The 20,121-nt window shown below is 37.9% G+C and carries 18 protein-coding genes and 1 riboswitch; of the genes, 3 read left to right on the forward strand and 15 right to left on the reverse strand.

Annotated features, from left to right (window positions below; all coding sequences use genetic code 11):
- Positions 1-172 precede the first annotated feature (172 nt).
- Together ACLIJJ_RS22410 and ACLIJJ_RS22415 are read right to left on the reverse strand one after the other, a co-directional pair.
- Positions 173-1,483, reverse strand: a complete 1,311-nt coding sequence (locus ACLIJJ_RS22410; protein ID WP_411411734.1) for an MFS transporter — start codon at positions 1,481-1,483, stop codon at positions 173-175.
- 18 nt (positions 1,484-1,501) lie between these two features.
- Positions 1,502-3,517, reverse strand: coding sequence for an alpha-L-rhamnosidase-related protein (locus ACLIJJ_RS22415; RefSeq protein ID WP_411411735.1), 2,016 nt, complete (start codon positions 3,515-3,517; stop codon positions 1,502-1,504).
- 141 nt (positions 3,518-3,658) lie between these two features.
- Between ACLIJJ_RS22415 and ACLIJJ_RS22420 the strand changes: the two genes are divergently transcribed.
- Both ACLIJJ_RS22420 and ACLIJJ_RS22425 read left to right on the forward strand, forming a co-directional pair.
- Complete coding sequence (locus ACLIJJ_RS22420; RefSeq protein ID WP_233317009.1) at positions 3,659-4,630, forward strand: AraC family transcriptional regulator; 972 nt, start codon at positions 3,659-3,661, stop codon at positions 4,628-4,630.
- Positions 4,631-4,927: 297 nt separating this feature from the next.
- Positions 4,928-5,404 (forward strand): hypothetical protein, encoded by a 477-nt coding sequence (locus tag ACLIJJ_RS22425; RefSeq protein ID WP_411411736.1) that lies wholly within the window; start codon positions 4,928-4,930, stop codon positions 5,402-5,404.
- 69 nt (positions 5,405-5,473) lie between these two features.
- On the opposite strand, the gene ahpF is transcribed toward ACLIJJ_RS22425, so the two are convergent.
- The 4 genes from ahpF to ACLIJJ_RS22445 form a co-directional block, all read right to left on the reverse strand.
- Positions 5,474-7,003: an alkyl hydroperoxide reductase subunit F gene (gene ahpF / locus ACLIJJ_RS22430; RefSeq protein ID WP_233317007.1), complete on the reverse strand. Its 1,530-nt coding sequence runs from the start codon at positions 7,001-7,003 to the stop codon at positions 5,474-5,476.
- 12 nt (positions 7,004-7,015) lie between these two features.
- Positions 7,016-7,579, reverse strand: coding sequence for an alkyl hydroperoxide reductase subunit C (ahpC, locus tag ACLIJJ_RS22435; RefSeq protein WP_233317006.1), 564 nt, complete (start codon positions 7,577-7,579; stop codon positions 7,016-7,018).
- A 458-nt stretch (positions 7,580-8,037) separates the two neighbouring features.
- Positions 8,038-8,340 carry a hypothetical protein gene (locus tag ACLIJJ_RS22440; RefSeq protein ID WP_233317005.1) on the reverse strand — a complete coding sequence of 101 codons (303 nt, stop codon included), beginning with the start codon at positions 8,338-8,340 and terminating at the stop codon, positions 8,038-8,040.
- A 154-nt stretch (positions 8,341-8,494) separates the two neighbouring features.
- Positions 8,495-9,685, reverse strand: coding sequence for a Ger(x)C family spore germination protein (locus ACLIJJ_RS22445; protein WP_233317004.1), 1,191 nt, complete (start codon positions 9,683-9,685; stop codon positions 8,495-8,497).
- Between the two features lie 245 nt (positions 9,686-9,930).
- Between ACLIJJ_RS22445 and ACLIJJ_RS22450 the strand changes: the two genes are divergently transcribed.
- The gene (locus ACLIJJ_RS22450) at positions 9,931-11,496 is read left to right on the forward strand and encodes a histidine kinase N-terminal 7TM domain-containing diguanylate cyclase (RefSeq protein WP_411411756.1); all 1,566 of its coding nucleotides are present in this window, start codon (positions 9,931-9,933) and stop codon (positions 11,494-11,496) included.
- A 70-nt stretch (positions 11,497-11,566) separates the two neighbouring features.
- Here the strand turns inward: ACLIJJ_RS22450 and ACLIJJ_RS22455 are convergent, their stop codons facing one another.
- The 9 genes from ACLIJJ_RS22455 to ACLIJJ_RS22495 all read right to left on the reverse strand — a co-directional run bounded on the left by ACLIJJ_RS22455 (position 11,567) and on the right by ACLIJJ_RS22495 (position 20,084).
- A complete protein-coding gene (locus ACLIJJ_RS22455; protein ID WP_233317003.1) occupies positions 11,567-11,686 on the reverse strand; it encodes an anti-repressor SinI family protein in 120 nt (39 codons plus the stop codon).
- 15 nt (positions 11,687-11,701) lie between these two features.
- Positions 11,702-11,783: riboswitch (cyclic di-GMP riboswitch) on the reverse strand.
- 126 nt (positions 11,784-11,909) lie between these two features.
- Positions 11,910-13,337, reverse strand: coding sequence for a sensor histidine kinase (locus tag ACLIJJ_RS22460; protein ID WP_411411737.1), 1,428 nt, complete (start codon positions 13,335-13,337; stop codon positions 11,910-11,912).
- On the reverse strand, positions 13,327-14,001 hold the full coding sequence (locus ACLIJJ_RS22465; protein ID WP_233317001.1) for a response regulator transcription factor: 675 nt from the start codon (positions 13,999-14,001) through the stop codon (positions 13,327-13,329). The genes ACLIJJ_RS22460 and ACLIJJ_RS22465 overlap by 11 nt, the downstream gene beginning before the upstream one ends.
- A gap of 95 nt (positions 14,002-14,096) precedes the next feature.
- The gene (locus tag ACLIJJ_RS22470; RefSeq protein ID WP_411411738.1) at positions 14,097-14,792 is read right to left on the reverse strand and encodes a hypothetical protein; all 696 of its coding nucleotides are present in this window, start codon (positions 14,790-14,792) and stop codon (positions 14,097-14,099) included.
- An 80-nt stretch (positions 14,793-14,872) separates the two neighbouring features.
- Entirely contained in the window at positions 14,873-15,541 is a 669-nt protein-coding gene (locus ACLIJJ_RS22475) for a PspA/IM30 family protein (protein WP_237943402.1), read from the reverse strand.
- Positions 15,542-15,967, reverse strand: coding sequence for a hypothetical protein (locus ACLIJJ_RS22480; RefSeq protein ID WP_411411739.1), 426 nt, complete (start codon positions 15,965-15,967; stop codon positions 15,542-15,544). It lies immediately after the preceding gene.
- 171 nt (positions 15,968-16,138) lie between these two features.
- Positions 16,139-17,965 carry an ABC transporter ATP-binding protein gene (locus ACLIJJ_RS22485; RefSeq protein ID WP_251646458.1) on the reverse strand — a complete coding sequence of 609 codons (1,827 nt, stop codon included), beginning with the start codon at positions 17,963-17,965 and terminating at the stop codon, positions 16,139-16,141.
- Positions 17,958-19,685, reverse strand: coding sequence for an ABC transporter ATP-binding protein (locus tag ACLIJJ_RS22490; protein ID WP_251646459.1), 1,728 nt, complete (start codon positions 19,683-19,685; stop codon positions 17,958-17,960). Before ACLIJJ_RS22490 ends, ACLIJJ_RS22485 begins: the two co-directional genes overlap by 8 nt.
- A gap of 33 nt (positions 19,686-19,718) precedes the next feature.
- A complete protein-coding gene (locus ACLIJJ_RS22495; RefSeq protein ID WP_233316995.1) occupies positions 19,719-20,084 on the reverse strand; it encodes a hypothetical protein in 366 nt (121 codons plus the stop codon).
- Positions 20,085-20,121 lie beyond the last annotated feature (37 nt).

Here is a 20,121-nt window from a genome sequence, read left to right on the forward strand (position 1 = left end):
CTTTTATTATAAGGAATTATCTCTTTTTTTATTTTAGAGAAAACTCTCGAAAAATTAAATGTACTAAAGTACAATCACTATGTACTTTAGTACATAAGTTTATAACAAAGCCTCCTTAAAAAAACAGTCCCATGTTCACTTTTAGTAAACATGGGACTGCTTATGTCATAAGTCATCTTTGCGATAGACCAGTATCCTTATTTGTTACAGATTCTCTTATTCCTGGATCGTGAATATTATATTTTTTTACTAATTTTATTGTTGCAGCTGCGAATGCCCAGCAGATGACTAGTGAGGCAACTAGCATCCACATTAGAAGGTCTGGTGAGTAGTTCATAATGACTGGTGTAAATACAGAGCACGCCGCTGTTAAAATACGGACAACAGCAATTGAAAAGCCTGTGACGCTTGCCCGCAAATCTGGCGGATAGAATGATTGTGTCCAAATTTTATAAATTGATTCTCCATGTAAGTTATTACAAGCAGAGTAAATAAAGTAAGCGGCAGAGAAAATAATCCATGATGTTCCGCCAAAAATTCCAGAAATCACGAAAGACAGAACACAAAGAAAAATTCCGGTATGCATCATTGTGTATCGATATTTAGTATCAGCTAATTTCATATAAATGAAAAAGAGAACGGCAATTGCAGCAAGGTTGGCAAAGAAGCCTAGTGCAGTTGAATATGATTGGGTCCGTCCGTTAATGGTAACAAGGAAATAATTGACGAACGAGCCCCAAGTATTTGCTGGGATATTCCAAAACAGATAAAAACCAGTAATCGAGATGAGCGGCACCATATACTTTTTGGAAGCAAAAATCGCTTTGATGGAAACTTTTTGTGCTGGTTGAGCGCGATTATTTTCATGTGCATTTTGTTCGTAAAGTTCATGTTCAACTTGACGAAACTTTTTGGAAAACACCCTAATGCCCCAATTAATCAGGGCTATTGCGGCAATCCAAATGAACAACACCCGTGTCCCTGTCATATCCATGGTAGAAGTTAAGAAACCAAGTGCTTGTGAAAGGAGAATCCCGAGAATCCAAAACATCTCCGTAATAGTGATAACTTTACCATGATGTTTCGGTGAAACACGCTCCGTAATGACAGCAAGCGATGTTGGCAGATCTGCCCCTGATGCAAGTCCTGCGATAATTAACCCAATGAGTAGCATTGGCATACTATTAGAAAAGGCGATGATAATACTGCCGATTGCTACAAGCAGAATATCGATGTTAAAGACACGGACCCGGCCAAATTTATCAGATAAACGGCCGCCAAACAATGCCCCGATCGCAACAGAAAGGGTTAGCGCTGTGCTGATAACTCCTGTCCACCATGGATTAATGCCGAAATGGTCAGACCAAATTGCTAGAGCAATGCCGGCGCTGACAAGCAATGCGGCATCCAGGTAGGAAGCAACACCTGCAACACTTGCTAAAAACCAGTCTTTACCTGAAAGCTTATCTTGTGATTTCTCCATATTCATTTACTCCCTTTTTTATAAGTTAATAATTAATTCCTGCTCTCTTTCGATAGGAATAATTCGATTAGCTAGACGAAGAACTCCTCCAGATACGTTTGCTGTAACAGTAAGTTGTTGCTTGCTCCATTCAACTTTTACTTGCCCTGCTCCGACTGGCAATACACAGGAGAAATCTTTAAAAAGGCCTACTTGTGGAGCCACTTCAAAGCTTTTGTACCCTGGTGCTGTGGGCTGAACGCCTAACAGATAACGCCCGACTAAATAAATAGGACTGGCCCCCCATGCGTGACAGAGACTTTTCCCATATTTATCACCATACATTGCATATTTTTCGGCACCTGTTTCGTTAGGGTCGTAATATTCCCAGAAAGTCGTCGCACCTTCAGCTAACATCCCGCCCCAGTAGGATTTAACTTGCTCAAGGACATACGAATATTCACCAATTTGTGCCATTACTTCAAGCTCCCAAAACTTAAAATACGGTGTATGAATATCATTAATTGCTGGGTTTAATAAAACATTCTTTTTAATAATCGCTGCTTTTTTTTCATCAACTATATTAAACAGTATGGCAAAGATGTTAGCATGTTTTGTTATGTTCCGTTTACCAGATTCATAACTGTCTATAAAGCCGCCCTTCTCTTCGTCCCAATAATATTTATGGATATTGGCTATTAGCTTTTCTGATTTTGCTTGTAAGTCTCCATTTGGCATTCCCAATGCTTTCTCAACGCTCATCATGCTTTGATAAGCACGGGCCAGCAGCATTTGTTCTGCACAGAGCGGGCCTGAAATATCAAACTCTGCCCAATCAATATACACCCAATCACCTGGTTTACCGTAAATAAAACCGTGTTCATTCGTTTGGGATTCACAATATTGCAGCAGGGATACCATTTTCGGATAAATTCCCTCAATAAATCTGCGATCACTAAATGTTTGATAATACTCTTCAATGCTTATCAGCCAATACAGGGAATAATCGATAATTGTATTAAGATGTTGTTGCATAAGATTGGTACCGCGGAGCCCAAGAATTGTCCGCTCAACAATTTCTTTGTTGAAAAAACTATAGCGATTAATGAAATAGCTTTGATAGGCATCTCCCGACCATACCCATTTATCCCGTTTAACTCCATCTAAAAAGAAGATATCACTGCAAGTACGGAAAGTGCGATCGGCAACCTCCCAAATTTGGTTGAGCTGCTGATCTGATGAGTGGAACTGACTTACTCCGCCGAACTCAACATATTGCCGGATAGCAGTAATCATTACTGAATCATCCATTACATTGGGTAAAAAGATATAGCGAAACGCTCGCAGTCGGGTAACAAAAGTGTTTTCTTCCAATAGTTCAAAGTCTTTATCATCACGAGTGTTTATCACTTGTTTGAGGTAACAGTCCTTATCATCAAGTGCTTCTGTCCTGCTCTCACCGTAACAACACGTAATAGGATGAAATCTTTCGGAGAAAATCACTTTTGTTTTTGCTGTAATGGTATGACCGAAATCTAGCAATGTACCTCCATTTACATATTCAATCTTCGAGGGTGTCTTTTGTTCATATGTGTAAGGAAATTCCATCGGATCTTGCTCTTTATCCACAAAAAGAGCGCTTACACCTACAGCCTGATCTGATTCGATATAGTTTGAAGCAAACCAAGTCTCATCAGAAAATATAGTTTGCCCGCACACAAAGATACTAGGCAATCCTTCCAAATGACAAACAATCACTTCAACCGTTATTTTACCTGGATTACAAGTAATAGTTTGTTCAAATGGGTATTTATCGACTTGTTCACTACCAGCCTCCTCCCGTCTTGTAACAGCTACATGCCCCTTCCCCTTAGCATGTACCGTAAAAGTTGTCTTTTCTTTGAGATGATACGTTTGTTTAAACTTAACATTATGGTTCCAACCAGCTGTAAACCAATAGGCAGGCCAATCAAAGCCACGTTCTTCTCGACTAAAATTTTGTTTCATAATATGGTAAATTTCAAAATCTCCTGGAAACCAAATCCAATAATTCACTATTTTCATCCTTTCTCACTACTTGTGAAACGCTTACATACGAAGTATAATCTAAATAAAATCTAGATAAAATGGCATTTATTCTTGAAAATATGGTCTTTGTTCAGGTTTAGTAAAATATTCGGAAAGGATATTAAGCACATGGAATTATCGACATTAGATGAGTACCTTTTCAGCCATACAGAAGTTGAAAAGATTCAACGAAAAGAAAAACAAAATATTAACGAGTTAAACCTTCCTTATGCCCTTCAAAAAGTCCCGAAAATCCCAAAAGAGGCATTTTTTCTTGAGGGAAATATTTTTATCAATAAACAGCAAAGATTTTCATACACTCCAGCACACACCCACGACTTTGTTGAAATAAACTATATGTATTCTGGAAACTGTACGCAGTATATTAATGATGAAAAAATTGAACTAAAAAAGGACCACATTATCGTAATGGATAAAGATGTGGTCCAAAAAGTTGATAATATTGGAGAAAATGATATTTTAATCAATATTTTAGTACATGAGAATTTTTTCTCGATGGATATTTTGTTTGACTCTTTCCAATCACATTCGATTTTCAGCGAATTTCTGCTTAATGCTATTCGCGAAAAATCCGCTCACAGCACTTTTTTACTGATTGATGTGTCAGGAAAAGAGACGATTTTATCCGTACTACGGAATATGATGGTTGAATATTTTAATCAAAAGCATTTCAAACAGGAGGTTATGAAACATTACTTTTCCATATTAAGTTATGAACTGAGTCGTATACTGGAAAATCGGGCTTGGGGCGAGAAGCAGAACACGATGGACAGTAAAATGATTGAAATCATCCGCTACATAGACTGTCATTATCAGGATGTATCACTTGCTTCCCTTGCAAAAACATTTAAATTTAATAAAAACTACCTGTCTTCTAAAATTAAACAAAATTTAGGGAAAGGTTTTTTTGAATTATTGAACGATAAACGATTAAGCGTAGCAAAAAAACTGCTGCGGGAAACGAATATGCCAATTGCAGATATCACTTATGAAATCGGCTATAATGATCCCAGTTATTTTTACAAAATGTTTAAGCAGAAATATGGAGAAACTCCTTTGCACTATCGGAAAACACGATAAGGAGAGCATACTGTTGTTTTAAAAATCCCCTTCTAACATTAATTTAGAAGGGGATTTATCTTCTTATAAGAGTTAAAAAATCATTTTTCTGAAAATGGCGCGCTAGCAGAGGTTGTGGTTTCTCCATCTAGCATGCTTGGCGTATGAAAATTTTCTCCTTTCATTGCTCTTATTCAAGCTATATGCCCTCCAATATCAAACAGACTTTTCAGTACTACAGCAGTGTACGGAAAACACTTTTTATGAATAATAAATACTAAAAAAAGAATCCTAATAAAAAAAGTGTGAGGGTTCAATATGTCATTTAAAATTCAATCTCTACTTAATATTTGTATGGTTACGATTTCATGGTTGTCGCTATATTTTATCGGTGTTAAAAATATAAAAAGATTTCTTCCTGCTACCTTAATAATTGGCATTATTGAAATTTTGCATGCAAAAGTTGGCAAAGACCGTAAGTGGTGGGTTTTTTATAATAAGCCAAACACCTATTGGGTCGATGAATTGCCTTTTAATACTGGTCCATTTATTTTCATTTCCATGTGGACATTAAAGATAGCCTATGGGAATTTCAAAAAGTTTATGATAATCAATGCATTAATACATGCTTTTTTCGCATTTCCTTATACTTTTGCTGCAAAGAAACTTAAATACTATACATTAGTTCGCTTTAACAATGTGCAGTTTTTTATTTATTTCTTTATGAAAGCTCCTTTATTGTATTTATTTCAATTCCTTGTTGAACGGAGCAGTGACAGGTTACGGAAGCTATGATAGGGGAACAAATAGAAGGTAAAAAAAAGCTTTCGGCAAACTAGTTACCGAAAGCCTTTTATATTATATTTAGTTGCGAATCAGATAATCAAATGCGCCTAGAGCCGCCGTTGCCCCTGATCCCATGGAAATAATAATCTGTTTATAAGCACTGTTTGTACAATCTCCTGCAGCAAAAACTCCAGGAATGTTTGTAGCACCGTGTCTGTCTACAACGATTTCACCGAAGCGAGTACGTTCGATTGTGTCACCTAACCAGTCAGTATTTGGCACAAGACCAATCTGAACAAACACACCTTGAAGTTCAACATGATGAACCTCTTCTGTATCGCGATCGATATAAGAAATACCGTTTACTTTATCTGTACCGGTAATTTCTTTTGTTTGTACGTTCTTTAATACTGTAACGTTTGGAAGGCTGTATAGACGATCTTGCAGTACTTTATCTGCTTTTAGTTCAGGCATGAATTCAAGCACTGTAACATGCTTTACAATACCAGCTAAATCAATTGCAGCCTCAATACCAGAGTTACCGCCGCCGATAACAGCTACGTCTTTTCCTTCAAACAATGGTCCGTCACAGTGAGGGCAGTACGCAACACCTTTGTTTTTAAACTCAGCTTCACCAGGCACGCCTACATTTCTCCAACGAGCTCCTGTAGAAAGAATGACAGATTTACTTTGAAGAACTGCACCATTCTCCAGCTCTAATTCAATTAAATCTTTCTTTTCTAAACGCTTAGCACGCTGTAAGTTCATTACATCAATGCCGTATTCCTTCACATGCTCCTCAAGGCTGGCAACAAGCTTAGGACCTTCAGTATGCTTCACACTAATGAAGTTCTCAATACCTAATGTATCCATTACTTGACCGCCAAAGCGTTCAGCAACAAGCCCTGTGCGAATCCCTTTACGTGCTGCATAAATAGCTGCACTAGCACCTGCTGGACCGCCGCCGACAACTAGTACGTCGTAAGGGTCTTTACTAGAAAGTTCAGAAGCATCTGGACCGCTGCCGATTTTATTAAGAATTTCTTCTAAAGTCATACGGCCGCTGCCAAATGGCTCACCATTTACGAAAACAGTTGGCACTGCCATGATATCTTTGCTTTCCACTTCCTCTTTAAATGCTCCGCCGTCAATCATTGTATGTGATATTTGCGGATTAAAAATGCTCATCACATTCAATGCTTGAACAACATCTGGGCAGTTATGGCAAGTTAAGCTGATATACGATTCGAAATGGTATTCGCCTTTGATGTTCTTAATTTGGTCTAGCAAGCTTTGGTCTACTTTAGGAGCTCTTCCGCTAACCTGAAGCAGTGCCAAAACTAATGAAGTAAATTCATGGCCTAATGGAATTCCTGCAAAGATGACACCAGTGTCTTCTCCGATACGGTTAACACTGAAGCTTGGTGTTCTTTGTAAAGTAGTCTTTTCTACTTTAATTCTTGGCGACATAGTTGCCAGTTCATCTACTAAAGCAAGCATATCAGTAGATACTTTATCAGTACCTGCACTAACCTTTAATAAAACGTCGCCTTCCATCAGCTGAAGATATTGTTCTAATTGTGCTTTAATGTCTCCATCTAATATCATTGATGACACTCCTTAGATCTTTCCTACAAGATCAAGGCTTGGCTTAAGTGTTTCAGAACCTTCTTGCCATTTAGCCGGGCAAACTTCACCTGGATTGTTGCGAACATATTGTGCAGCTTTAATTTTATTTACAAGCGTGCTTGCATCACGGCCAATTCCGTCTGCATTGATTTCAACTGTTTGGATAACTCCGTCTGGATCGATGATGAATGTGCCGCGATCAGCAAGGCCTTCTTCTTCATTCAACACATCAAAGATACGAGAGATTTTTTGAGAAGGGTCACCGATCATTATGTATTCAATTTTTCCGATAGCATCAGAATGATCGTGCCATGCTTTATGTGTGAAGTGAGTGTCAGTAGATACAGAATAAACTTCTACTCCAAGATCTTTCAAAGCACCATATTGGTTTTGAAGGTCTTCTAATTCAGTTGGGCATACGAATGTGAAATCTGCTGGATAGAAACAAACTACACTCCATTGACCTTTTAAATTTTGTTCAGAAACATCGATGAACTCACCGTTGTGAAATGCTTTAGCTGAGAATTCTGCTACTTCTTTACCGATTAATGACATAAAAAATTTCCTCCTAAAAGTGATTTGATGTATTATTAAATTAACAATAAATTTTATAACTTAATAATATTAAATTAATAATTAGTATTATAAAACAATCATTATTTATAATCAAATAAAAAATGTAATTATTTTAATCTAGATAAAATGAAAAGGCTATCAAAAAATCGATAAAATCAACATTTTTTCTCATAAGGACGCTGTAGTTTAATTCATTTATTGCCGAATTTCATTACTATTCATCAGCAGTTATTCTCAATTGAACAACAGAAATCGGCATTTTTAAAGTAGGAATTTTTTCAATTAAAAATTATAAACAATAATTTAAAGTCTTTTTGATTTATAATGATTTTTTTCTTCGTTTCTAAGAAAGGTAAGCTTTGAAAATAAGCTGTTTCTCTAATATCTATTGTTACCAATGGCTACTTTTTTATAAATTCATGTGGAACAACAAATTTTTAGATAAAATAAAGCCACCGAATAGGTGGTGGATTCCCCGCTTCTCCTAATAGATATATAAAAACAAAATAGATGCAAATCAGCAGCCCAAACCCCATAACAAAAAAGGAAAGCATTATATTTTCTTTTTTTACCAGCCCGATAATTCCGCAAATAAAGCTACCCAAACCTATAAACAGCTCAAATAAAGCTACATGATAGATAGAGTATTGCTCCATAACAAAAACGCGCACATGATTAAACATGGTTATCAACAGAACGAATACTATTTGTAATAATAAACCTAAAAAAGATATTTTCATTTCTCTAAACTCCATTCAAAAGTGAAGTACATAGAATATTTATGTACACAGTATTTCTACGTATAATAACGTAAGCTACCATTAAAGTAAATTATTTTAAAAGAAAGTTTAAAACCTCGACATATTGGTCGAGGTTCACGTGAATATCAATTATTTATTTCATCATATATGGATTGCTTCTCAAACCAGTTCTTTTTACTTCTGCAGCGAAAGTAATATTTATATCTGCTTTGGCAAAGCCTTGATCCCATTGAACTCCGTATTTCTTAAAGTGCTTATAATCTTGTTCTCGTAAAAACTCTCCAAAACCAAATATATCCGCATTATACTCTTCTCTAGATTTATTAATAAATCGCATTATCTCGTCTTCCATCATTTTGTTAATAGCTTTTTCCTGCCCTTCAAAAGCAGACTCCTTTTTAAATTCATTTGTACAACCTGTACTTTCTAAATAGCCTTCTGCCTTAATTTTAACATGGAAGGTTGGAATGCCATTTTTCTCTTTCGCTGTTACCTTTGTTTTTGTGCTAGTAATACGATAGCCAAACTTCTTATCTCCCTTAATACATTTAACCGTCAATTCTGTATTCTTTATTCTTCCCTGAATAAAGAGCATATCTCTAACTTCCTTTAATGTTGCAAAACCAACGAGTTTACCGTTTTTGATTACGCCAATTGAGTCAATAACTACTGAACTCTCAGGGACTTCACTCTTTAAGTTCTCAACATTTCCGCCTTTTTTTGGATCACCAATTAATCGGGCTGCTGCAAGGACAGGAGACTGACCTTGTGCATTATATAAACGCACAAAATCATTTAACTTAATATCAGGTGCCCCGCCCCACTCTTTCTGCATCGTATTCAATTGTGTAAAGATTTTTAAGGACGGGCTTTTTTTGTACATATTTGTAACTTCCAACAAACTTCCTGCATCTTGTCCTCTAACAATCACTATACTAAAGTCATCACGCATTTCTCTGTTGCGGTCAAAAAAATCCATGAAGTCCATCGTGCCGGTTTCCGCCACTTCCTGACTAATTGCAAGCAGTCTCATATGAGAGTAAACTAGACGAGATGCATTAGATATATTAAATTTATGAGCAATTTCTCCTACTGCATCCCCCTCTAATGAATAAACAAATGATGGGGCCATGCCTGTTGCAGTTTGGTAATTCATTTCTCTCGCTTCCGTGGTCTCAATGGTTAACCTGTATTTTTTCGTTTTTCCTTTATCGATTGCCACACCTGTTACGATAGACACCTCTGATAGCTCCGCTCTATCCCAGCAGCCTGTTAAAAATAGCAGTGAAAAGCTTATTATGACTGTTAATTTAAATAATTTCATAAGTATCCCTCGCCTGTATAAGGCTGTTAAAAGTTTCCTATGTAGGATGTTATTTATTATTTTTTGTATTACTGATGCCTTTTATGCATGAACATGGTGTACGAAGGTACTCCATCACTATTCAATAGTTTCTAAAATAGCTTACCTAATGCAGTATCTTAAAGTATAATTGAAGAATGACATACTAATATAATCAGCCAAGTTTTTGTTAGATCCATTTAAAATTATTGGAGTACTACAATTTGATGTATAACGAATTGATTTTTTATATACTATTGGTTATTGTTGCAGGTTCTTTAAGCTTATTTCTGTACATATTTTCCTACTTTAAGCTGAAAGGTGCACCAGGTGCCAGATTTTATCAATATGCAACTTTATTTTCCTCTATATTTTCCTTTTTTTATGTCTTTGAGTTATCAAGCACCTCTCTTAAGACAATAAAACTTTGGGTAACTATGGAGTATCTTGTTATGCCTTTTATTCCGGCCTTTCTCTTTTTAATGTGTTTGGAATACGTTGGCCAAAAGCTAAAGCAGTGGAACTATTACATCCTATTTCTAATTCCATGCTTTACAATTTTCATGCAAGCAACCAATGACCTTCACCATCTGTACTACTCTTCTGTTGCGCTAAGAAGCGATGTACCGTTTCCTATCTTAAAGTTGGAATATGGACCATTATTTTATGTTCATGCTTTTTATATGTTCTTCTGTTTAACTGTTAGTATTATTACATTGCTACAACAACTGAAAAATGCTTCCTTTATGTTTCGAATACAAATAGTTACTATGTCAGCAGGTTTAATTTTCCCAATTATTGCAAATTATTTTTACTTAAACAATCTAAGCCCTTATGGAATTGATCTTGGACCAGTATCCATGAGCTTATCCTTTATATTTCATTCTATTGCTCTTCTGACCTTCAAGATGTTCAATGTAATGCCAATATTTAGGGATACTGTATTTGAGAGAATGAAAGAAGGGGTTATTGTATTAAATCAAAATGGTGTAATCCTTGATTATAATGATGCTATACTTCCTATCATTCCAAGTCTAAATGCTTCTGTAATTGGAAAACCTTTAAGCAGCCTTCTTATAGGCAACCAAAAGCTTATGAAGATTATTGATAAAGGTGTAGATTGTGACTATGAATGGAATCAAGGGAATAGAAGCATTTATCATCAAGTACATTTCTCTCTTGTCGAGGATAATAGGTTAGGGAAAATAGGGAAAATAGTCTCGTTTGTTAATATTACAGAAAAGATAGAAATGCAAAAAATGCTCAAGCAGCTTGCATCTATTGACGGCCTTACACAAGTATACAACCGTACCTATTTTTTAAAAAAAGCAGAAGAAATGCTTTCAGCTTCAACAATTCAAGCAAATGTCTCTCTCATTATGTTTGATATAGATTTTTTCAAAAAAATTAATGATCAATACGGACATGAAGCTGGAGATATCGTTTTATCTCATGTAGCTAAAGTAGCAAAGAAAACCATTCGTGACGAAGATATAATTGGTAGATACGGAGGAGAAGAATTTATCATCCTCCTTCCAGAAACGTCCTTAAATGAAGCATACCGTTTAGCCAATGTTATCCGCCTGAAAGTTTCAGAAAGCTTCGCACCCGTTCACGAAATAAATATATATACTACTTTAAGCTTAGGTGTTTCCCATACAGCCTTTATTACAAATGATGCTGCCGAAACTATTCAAACTTTAATGCGAGAAGCAGATGCAGCACTTTATACTGCCAAACGGAGCGGACGAAATAATGCTCAAATGTTTTTGCCGGAATTTATCAAACAATAAGCTGGTAATAAAAAAGGTCAAATCTATAGATTTGACCTTTTTTCTATCCATATATGTATGTTAAAAACGCTTAGCTCTGCTGGTTAATAAATTCTTTAATTTGTTCAATCGTTAATCCAAGTTCTTTTGCTTCTACTATTAATTGAATCCATTCCATATCCAATTTTAATTCAGCACTTGTGTCAGCCATACGCCCTCCTGGTTTTTAGGCAGCACAGCCATCATAGAAATCCCTTAGATCTGTTGCTTTGCGCCCTACTCTTTCAAGCAGTTTGCCCTTTACTTATTCTTATATTTTAATTTTACAAAAAATTCTATAAATACAAAACTGTTTTTTATCGACAATTTTCGACTAACGCAAAAAGAGCCTAACCTCTCCTAAAGATTAGGCTCTTTCCCTGTCATCAAACAGATTATTTATCATTTTCTTTTTGTATAGGAATTCTAATGGAAAACACACTTCCTTTGCCTATTTCACTGCTTACGTGAATCGTCCCTGCATAGCTGTCGACAATCCATTTTGCAATAGAAAGCCCAAGGCCATGACCCCCGACTTGTCTTGTTCTTGATTTATCTGTGCGATAAAAACGGTCAAAGATTCGCTGCTGATCTTTCGGGTCGATTCCGATACCAGTATCCTTAACTTCCACCACTAGTTCTCTCCCATCAGCAGCCAATGACAGCAAGACTTCTCCGCCGTTCGGAGTATACTTAATTGCATTATCTACTAGAATATACAACAGCTGTGTAAAACGCTGTGAATCTCCATGCACAATCAGTGCTTCAGGGGCATGTAAGTATAATTTAATTTGTTTCGAATCAGCAAGCATTTTTAAAGATTGGATTGTTTTCTTTGCTAATGGGCAAAAATCGAAGGTTTCATTTGCCAACTCTATTTTCTCCATGTCTGATCGGGCAATTGTTAATAAATCTCCGACTAAACCGGTCATTCTTTTCACTTCATTTTTCATATTAAAAAGAAGCTTGTGTGAATAATCCTCTTCTTTAAACTCTGCTGTCATTTCCATTGCATTTATAGAAGATAGCATCACACTCAACGGTGTCCGCAATTCATGAGACGCGTCTGCAACAAACTCCTTCTGTCTCGCAAACGTTCTTGAAATCGGAATCATCGCTTTTTTGGACATATAGTAGCTGATATAAATAGCGACTCCCATAAAAAGAACGGCTATCCCTAGCAGGATAAAGGGAAGCATTTTAAAAAGCTGGTACGCAAACGAGATTTCCTTACCTATGTAAAGCAAGCCGATTTCTTGGCCATGATGGTATATAGGCTGTGCTGCTACAAGGAGCCGCACGGTTTCTTGCTTTTGATCTGACTCGAACTCTTCTACTCTGCCTCTCGTTTTAAATCTTCTTTCGGCTGTTATATTGTCCACTTTTATCGTTTCACTGCGAATTTCGTTTTCAGAAGGATCCCAGCCATCCAGCTTGTTTAAAATTTCAGACCGGGAATCAGACACCGTTTCATCTCCCAGAACAAGTGAACCAGAAGTATTAACAACATAAAAGAAAAACTGATCTACATCCTTCTCCAGTGATTTCTGGTTTTGAAATTCAAGAAGATTAGTTTGATTTGTCTGTGTCAAATAGGCTTCAATACTGGTTGCTTCCTGTTCTGCAGTCACCTTCAGCTCGCGTTCTTGCTCCTTAAAAATAGTAAAATATAATAGCAAATAAACAACAATAATGAACAGGAGCAAAAACAGCATTAGCAAGCCGCTGTATAGTGCAGTCAGCCGATATTGAGTGCTTTTAAAGATATCCTGGTTGTTTCGTCCTTTCCAGATAGAAACAAGTGACGCTATTTTAGCTTTCAAATTTATAACCTACCCCCCTTATACTTTGGAGCAGCCCATTTTGACCAATCATGTCCAACTTCTTGCGGAGCAGCTTGACTGTTGCATCAATTATTTTCATGGATACATCTGCATCCAAACCCCAAATCCTGTCAAGAATCACTTCCCTTGGCAGCACTTGTCCACGGTTTTGCACGAGCAAGTCGAGCATCTGGAACTCACGAGGACTTAACTGTACTTCGTCTGCTCCATTGGAGATTGTCTGGCTGAGCCTGTTTAATTGCATTTCATGAATGGACAGCTGCTCTTCAAGAATAGGTGCATAATTGCGTCGGGACAGAGCACGCAAGCGGGCAAGGAGCTCTTCAATTTCAAAGGGCTTTACAAGATAGTCATCTGCTCCCGCGTCCAATCCGATGATTCGATCCTCTACAGCATCTTTAGCAGTCAGCATTAAGATTGCTCCAGAATAGCCGCTGGATCTTAACCGTCTGCAAACAGACACACCATCCTCATTAGGCATCATCCAATCCAATATCAATATATCATAGTGTGAGGCTTTCGCGTAATCGTATGCGTCTTCCCCGTCTGTAACCCAATCGACCTTATAGCTGCCCTTCTTCTTTAACATATATTCAACTAGCTCACCAAGCTGGAAATCATCTTCCGCTAAGAGTATGTTCATGTAAAACTCCTCCTCCTTTTTTATTATTTCTTGTATCTATTATAAGTCTGAAGTCTTACTCACTTTCTGCCAATCCTAGCAACATATTCTTAAAATTAACTTAAGAAAGTAGTAACAATGAAAAAGCCTGCATAAAGAGATTGGCCAATCAGCACTACTCCAAACATCATTGCTGGGACCCACTTAAGTCTTCCGAAGATTCCTTTTCCTTTCATTAACTTTCTATTAGAAACGCTGCTTTTCAGCTGAACAAAGGACCCGAGGACAGATTGAACAAGGATAATCGCTGCTAGAAATATCGCGCCATGCATAATGATCGTTTCATCGCCGTAATACAACGGTGCTGTTAGCATGGCAATAGAAAGAATGGCCCAGACAAACCCGACAAAGCTGCGAATCCAGAACAACAACGATAACCCAAGAAGCCCGATTAATATATAGAAAATAAATTCGTACTGCTGCTTTGAAACTAAGTAAAATAAACCAGTAGCTGCTATTAAAGCGCCTGTGTGTCCTAAATACATATGAAAAGCAGCTTTTAATGTTTTCCCGTCTGCTTCACCCTCAAGCAGCTGTTTCTTCTTCTTAATGCCCCTGATTTTTCTGCCAGCAGCTATATCGCTGATAATATTCAACAGCAAAGTGTTCCAAATGGAAAAGCAAGCTTTAACAATCGGAATGACAGACACAATTAATGCTATTGCTAGATAAATAAAAATTGACAGTGCCTTGTCATAACTTAGATAAGATATAGGATTGATTTGAAGTAAGTCTTGAATTGTTTCTCTCATTTTTTTAGCTCCTTTCACGTTTATTAAAGAAGGAGAAGCACCTATTTTTACTTCAGGCACTTCCCCTTCTTGTCAACCACTCATATTGCTTCTTTATCAGCTTTAAGCTTGTCTAGTTCTTTGGCGATTTCCTCATCGCTCACATTGGAAAAGCTTATTTTGTTATAGCTGTTTAGCGGGTTGGAAGTATAGCTGCCTGCTTGCACTTCTGCTTCCATAAAGAGGATTCTTTCCTCTGCTCTTGTTATACCTTTTGTGATTGTTTCGCCATTAAAATCAATAGTAACCTTTTGAATCTGCTTGATTGATTTTGCTGCATTTGCACGGGATGCAAGTAAAATTTTCTTATGCTGAAGCTCATTATAAGTTACTTGGAGCTCATTGAATTTTTCCTTCAAAATATTCGTTTGTTCCTTAAGTGTGATTAGCTGCTGTTCATAAAGATTAAGCTGAGTCTCTAAATTGATTTTTTCTTGCACTGCCAATTTAGCAATCCCTTCATCACCCTTCTCAAGAGCCAGTTTCGCTTGGCGGACTCGCTTTTCCACTAATTCCTTTGTTTGTGAAATAAGTGCCGCTTGCTTTTTTTCCACAAAGATTTGTCTAGATAAAGCGGACTGTGCCTTGCTAAGCTCCTGTTCCATTTCTCTAGTGTATTCATTCAGCATCGCAATTGGATTCTCCATGCTGTCTAATAAACTATTAATATCCGCTCTAGCAATTGTCTTTATTCTTTTAAAAATACCCATTTACATTCTCTCCTTTTTTTCTGCGTTATTCTTTTCCCATTCATCTAAAATCGTTGCATTCGTATAATTCACAGACGGTTTTGGTGTACTCATGATGGAAGTATCAATAAATTGCTGCATCGAAGAAGCTTGCGATTTCTTCCTGAAGCTTTTAACGGCAAGGACAGTCACTGCTATCAGGATGATAATAATAATGAGGGTCCAAATCCACGGAAATGCTGGTTCATTATGATAGCCGACTAAAACTCGTTCACGCACAACTACATCGCGATGATGCAGCACTGTTTCTCCTGGGCCTCCATGATCGTGAAAGCCTGCAGCAAGTGTTGTTGTCCCCCCAATCAGATTAAAGATAAAGCTTATCGCAAGCGTCATAGAAGCAACAATTGCTCCCCAGAAAATACCTTTTTTCAATCTAGCATTCACTGTTTTGTTTCCTCCTTTCTTTGTTCATATTGGTAGTTTAGTAGCCTTTAGTGAAAAGATGGTGAAAAGATAGAGCTATTCTATCTTTTATTGAATTTGTTTATTCTAAAAGCCGAACAGCAAAAAAGACAGCACTCATCATGTGCTGTCCTGTCTTCCTTACTCATTCTATTAAATTACCTTTTTAAATTGGCTAGTATACAAATCATAATAGAAGCCTTTTTGTTCTACTAGCTCATCATGGGCGCCACGCTCGATTATTTCGCCGTCTTTTAGTACAAGAATCTTGTCTGCCTCCCGAATTGTACTAAGCCTGTGGGCAATAACAAAGCTGGTCCGTCCTTTCATAAGCTCGCTCATAGCTGATTGGATCTGCATTTCAGTTCGTGTGTCTATACTGCTTGTTGCTTCATCCAGAATTAACACAGCAGGATCTGCTAGTATGGCCCGGGCAATTGTCAACAGCTGTCGTTGACCTTGACTTAAGTTTCCTCCTTCTGCTGTCAGAACTGTGTCATAGCCCATTGGCAGTTTACGGATAAATCCATCTGCATTGGCAAGCTGTGCCGCTTGTTCCACCTCTTCATCTGTAGCATTCAGGCGGCCATAGCGGATATTTTCCCTAATAGAATCAGAGAATACGTACGCATCCTGCAATACTATCCCTAATTTGCGGCGCAGACTGTCTTTGCTGATTGTTTGAAGCTCTGTTCCATCTATTAAGATTCTGCCATTGCTTATCTCGTAAAATCTCGTTAATAAGTTAACAATGGTTGTTTTTCCTGCACCTGTCGGCCCAACTAAGGCAATCGTATCACCAGGCTTTGCAGTTAAAGTGATATTCTTTAATATGGAGTGTCCCTCTTTATAACCAAAAGAAACGTCCTCAAAAATGACTTCTCCTGTCAAATCCTCTACAACTTTGACAGGTTGCTTTTTGGCATATTCTGTTGGAGTATCAATTATTTCAAAAACACGCTCCGCCCCTGCCACTGCTGATTGAAGCATATTGAATTGGTTTGCTACTTGATTGATTGGATCGTTAAACTGCCTTGAATACGAAAGAAAACTAACAACCACCCCAATTGTAACCATGCCTTCAAGGGCCATCCAGCCGCCTGCTGCGGCAATGATTGCAAAGCTAGCGTTTTTCATTACATTCATGACAGGGCCCATAAACCCTGAATAGATTTGTGCGCGGATAGATGCCTCGCGAAGCTTTACATTAATGTCCTGAAACTCTTCCTTCACCTTTTCCTCCCGATGAAAGACTTTAACTGCCTTCTGTCCAGAAATAGTTTCTTCTATATACCCATTTAGCTCTCCTAAATGCTGCTGTTGGCTAGTGAAGTATTTTCTCGTAAATTTAGCAATTTTTGATGTCAGGAACATGACAATTGGAATTGTTACAAAGCTTAACAATGTCAATCCAATATTAAGGCTAAGCATAAAGCATAATGCACCGATCAGTGTCATAATGCTGGATATTAATGTTGTAAAGCTTTGATTCAGCGTATTTGATACATTTTCCATATCATTTGTCGTTCTGCTCATCAATTCTCCATGTGACTGTCTATCAAAAAAATGCAAAGGCAGCTTTTGAAGCCTGGCGAACATATCTTTGCGCATTGCAAGTACTGTATATTGAGAAACAGCTGCCATGAAATAAGATTGAAGCCAGGTAGCAATAGAGCTGCATATATAAACACCAAGCAAGCCGGCACAAAACCAAACAAGGCCGTTTACGTCGCGAGTGATGATATATTTATCGATTGAAACACCAATTAAGTAAGGACCTAGCAGGTTTAAAACTGCTGTCGTCATTGTCAAGAATACAACCAGCACTAATCCTTTCCGTTGATGACCAATATAGCGCCATATTCTTACCAATGTTTCCTTCATATTGTTTGCCCTCTGAACTGGCAAGTTTCCGCGGAAATGCTTCGGCCCTCCTAACCCCATTTGTTGAGGAGGCATGTTTGTTTTGCGATCATTCATAAACTACTTCCTCCTTTCCCAGCTGGGAGCGGTATATTTCCTGATACACTTCACTAGTTTTCATTAACTGTTCATGCGTGCCTTCTGCGGAAATCCTTCCATCCTCCAGGACGACAATTTTATCTGCCTCCATTACAGAAGAAATACGCTGAGCAATGATGAAGGCAGTGCTATGTTCCAGCAATTCTCCTAGTGCTTTTTGTATGCGGGATTCAGTTCCCAAATCAACTGCACTTGTACTATCATCTAGAATCAAGATTACGGGGCGGACTAACAGCGCTCTGGCGATCGAAATCCGCTGTTTTTGCCCTCCAGACAAATTCATGCCTCTCTGGCCAAGTACAGTATCATATCCATCTGGCATAGTCATTATAAATTCATGGGCACATGCTGCTTTCGCCGCTAATTCAACTTCAGCTTGTGTTGCAGCCGGTTTTCCATAACGAATATTATCCCGGATTGTGCCGCTGAACAGGATGGACTGCTGTAAAACTACACCTACAGATGTCCGCAAATGTTCCAGTTTAATATGACGAACATCCGTGCCGTCAATCATAACCGTGCCGCTTGTCGCATCATATAATCTCGGAATTAATTGCACCATTGTAGACTTTCCAGAACCAGTCGCCCCTAGAATGGCTACAGTTTGGCCGGCCCTTGCAACTAAACTGATGTCCTTTAACACTTCAGATTGTCCATCATAGCTGAAAGATACGCGGTCAAAAGTTACTTCCCCCTTCACGATTGCTTGCTGGTCTGCGTGCTGATGATCCACTAAATCCAGGTCTGTATGGAGAACTTCTTGAATGCGGTCTGCTGACACCTTTGAGCGGGAAATCGTAATCATCATCATGCCAATCATCATCACAGCAAACAACACCTGTGTCACATAGTTAATAAAGGCAATAAGATCGCCCACCTGTAAAGATCCGCTCCACGTCTGATGTGCTCCAAACCAAAGGATAATAACTAGGCTGAAATTAAGAATGAGCATTAACACAGGCATATTGAAGGATACAATGCGAGCTGCCCTGACTGCATTATTTGTATAATCCTCGTTTGCTTGCCCAAACCGGTTATTTTCAAAATCAGAGCGTACAAACGCTTTAACTACTCGAATACCCATCAAATTTTCCTGGAGGACAGTATTAACCTTATCCAGCTTTTGCTGAACTATATTATAGGTAGGAAAGGCTTTTCGAATAAGCAGATAAAGAATAATAAATAAAACAGGAATAGTTGCGGCAAATATTAACGCAAGCTTAAAGCTGATAGTAAATGCCATAATAACACTTCCAATCGTCAAAAGCGGTGAGCGAATGCTGCGCAAAACCATCATCACAAACATTTGCAGCTGGACTATATCGGCCGTCAGCCTCGTAATTAAACTGCCTCCTTTAAACTTATCCAAGTTTTGAAAAGAAAAGCTTTGCACTTTATCAAAAACTACTTTTCGCAAATCGGTGGCAAAATTCATCGATGCCGTACTGGAAAACACCGTACAGCCTGCACCGCCAATCAAACCGATAAATGCGACAAGAATCATCAGCCCGCCAGTGCGCTGAATTGTCTCTAAATCCCCTTTCATCACACCCTCATTGACGATTTGCGCCATTAAAAATGGCTGAAGCAAATCCATCGACACCTCCAGCACCATAAACAGTGGTGCCAGTATGGTTATTTTCCAGTATGGCTTCAGAAAACCCATTAATTCCTTCATAGTACCTCCCCTTTAAACAGGAAACGGACTGGATTATTCCAATCCACTCCTATCTTCCTCATTTAAAGATTCCTCCCCTTTATGCGGATTGGCTTCTTCTGTCTGTATCTTTGCATCGCTAGTGTCATTCACTTCATTTTCTTGAATTTCAAAAAGCTCAGTAAACTCATTAATAACCATATCAATCGCTTTCAATTCTCCGACTAGGATCGGTTGAATAGACTGAAATTCAGGAGCTTCAAGCTGCTGCTTTATGGTAGAGCGTTTTAATTTCATCATCTCCAGAAAGGCAATAGCTCGGCCGCGGCGGAATGTTTTCGCGCCTTTATGTCCTTTATTCTTCCGCTTATGATGTTCACCATGATGATAGCTATCTTTCATAAAATGCTCGTTTCTCATTGTTCACCCTCCTTGTATACATATGTATACATTTTGT

It is taken from the genome of Niallia laureatilytica, from assembly GCF_046613985.1.
In the GTDB taxonomy this organism is placed as follows: Bacteria; Bacillota; Bacilli; order Bacillales; family Cytobacillaceae; genus Niallia.